General features: G+C 60.7%; 2 protein-coding genes. Both read right to left on the bottom strand.

All coding sequences use genetic code 11. The features are described 5' to 3' along the window. Positions 1-98: 98 nt before the first annotated feature. A complete protein-coding gene (locus tag QZ517_RS20055) occupies positions 99-869 on the bottom strand; it encodes an ABC transporter ATP-binding protein (RefSeq protein ID WP_294230853.1) in 771 nt (256 codons plus the stop codon). Next, a partial coding sequence (locus tag QZ517_RS20050; protein ID WP_366766437.1) for an iron ABC transporter permease occupies positions 866-2,022 on the bottom strand: 1,157 nt, incomplete at its 5' end. The genes QZ517_RS20050 and QZ517_RS20055, both read right to left, overlap by 4 nt.

Raw genomic sequence — 2,022 nt, 5'->3', positions numbered from 1 at the left:
CGCGCACGAACCGAGGGGCTAGGAAGCGAAGCGCCCGCCCCGTGGGGGCGGTTCGGGCGCTAGCCAAATCGCTGATTTTGGCTATGGCTGGAAATCACTCACGCCAGCCGTGCATCCACATACAGCACATTGCGCTGTGTGCGTTCCAAATCTGTTAGGACGCGGTAGGTTTCCTCAATCTGAGGTAGTGCAAGAATGTGCTCGGGTTTGCCATCCGCCAGAATGGCCCCGTTGCGCAGGAGCACGAGGCGGTCGCAGAATTTGGCGGCGAGATTGAGGTCATGCAGGGCGGCCATAACCACAGGTTTCTTGCGGTCCATTTCGTTGCGGATCGACGTCAGGATTGAAAGCTGGTGGTGCAGGTCCAGCGCGCTGGTGGGTTCATCCAGCAGGATCACATCTGGTGCACGTACAATTGTTTGCGCGACAGCGACCATCTGTGCCTGTCCGCCGCTGAGATCGGCGACGCCGCGGTTGGCGAGGTGAGAGAGGCCAAGGGCGTGCAACGTGTCAGACACACGGTCGAGGTTGTCGTCGTTCACCCGCCAGCCGGTGGTTTGTTTGAGCGCAAGCAACACGCTTTCAAACACCGAGAGCAGCGCGTTGCAGCCATAGGCTTGCGGCATGTAGGCGACTCGTTTGGCGCGGTCTTTGCGGCCCAGCTGGGTGACGTCTTCGCCTGCTATGGTCAACGTGCCTTTGGTAGGCGTGATCAGGCCCGCGATGGTTTTGAATAGGGTGGATTTTCCAGCGGCATTGGGGCCGATGAGGCCCACAAAGGCACCGGCGGGGATGTCGGTGACGGTCACGCCTTGCAGGACATTGGTGCGGCCGTAGCCTGCGGACAGATTGGCGATGGTCAGGGTCATTGCAGGCGCTCCCGTCGTGAGCTGAGGATGATCGAGATGAAGATGGGCACGCCAATCAGCGAGGTGATGATGCCAATCGGATAGATGATGCCGGGGGTGATGGTTTTGGAGATCAGTGAGGTGAGTGACAGCACCAAGGCGCCAACAAGGGCGGAGAGCGGCACAAAGTAGCGTTGATCTTCGCCCACAAGGATGCGGGCGATATGTGGCCCAACAAGGCCCACAAAGCCAACGGTTCCGACAAACGAGACTGCGGTGGCCGCAAGCAGCGAGATGCAGATCAGCATTTCGACACGCAGGCGGCCAACGTCCACACCCATGCTTTGCGCCGTGGCTTCGCCCATGCGCAGGGCGGTCATTGGCCAGGTGCGGTAGAGGCTGAAGGGGATGGCAAAACACAAGAGGATGGTGCCGAGGCCGATCTTTTCCCAGCTGGCGCGGCTGAGGGAGCCCATCATCCAGAACACGATACGGGCAATTTGATCCTCGGATGCCATGTACTGCATCAGCGCCAGGAGTGCGGAGAAGGTGAAGAAAATTGCGATGCCAAACAGGATCATGGTTTCGGACCCTACGCCTTTGATGCGGGTGGCCAGCAGGATGAAGCCGCAGGTGAACAGCGCAAAGACAAAGGCGTTTACGGTAACCAGCAAGGGCCCGACAGCGGGGATGACGCTGATGCCAAGCACGATGGCGAGTGACGCGCCAAAGCTGGCGGCGGCGGAGACGCCCAACGTGAACGGTTCGGCCAGCGGGTTGTTGAGGATGGTTTGCATCTGTGCGCCAGCGACCGCCAAAAGCGCGCCAACTAAGACGGCTGTGACGGCAACGGGCAGGCGGTAGTCCCACACAATGACTTTGAGACGCGCGCCGTGCGACATCGGGTCGAACAGCACTTCCGCCACAGTCGACAGGCTGAAATTGCCCGGACCGGTGGTGATGTCCAAAAGAAAGCTCAGGCACAGTAGGCCAAACACGGCGGCGATGACGCCGTAACGACGCGCCACACGCGCCACATAATCGTGGCGCAACGCCACGGGATCAACATTGAGGGTCACGAGAGTGGTCTCCGGTGGGGTAAGAGAGTCCGGCCCCGCGAAGCGCGGAGCCGGGTGTTGGCGGGGGATTAGCCGCCAACGTCCAGACTGCCCCA

The organism is uncultured Shimia sp., from assembly GCF_913054185.1.
Classification (GTDB): Bacteria; Pseudomonadota; Alphaproteobacteria; order Rhodobacterales; family Rhodobacteraceae; genus Shimia.
This window is presented reverse-complemented; position numbering and strand designations above follow the sequence as displayed.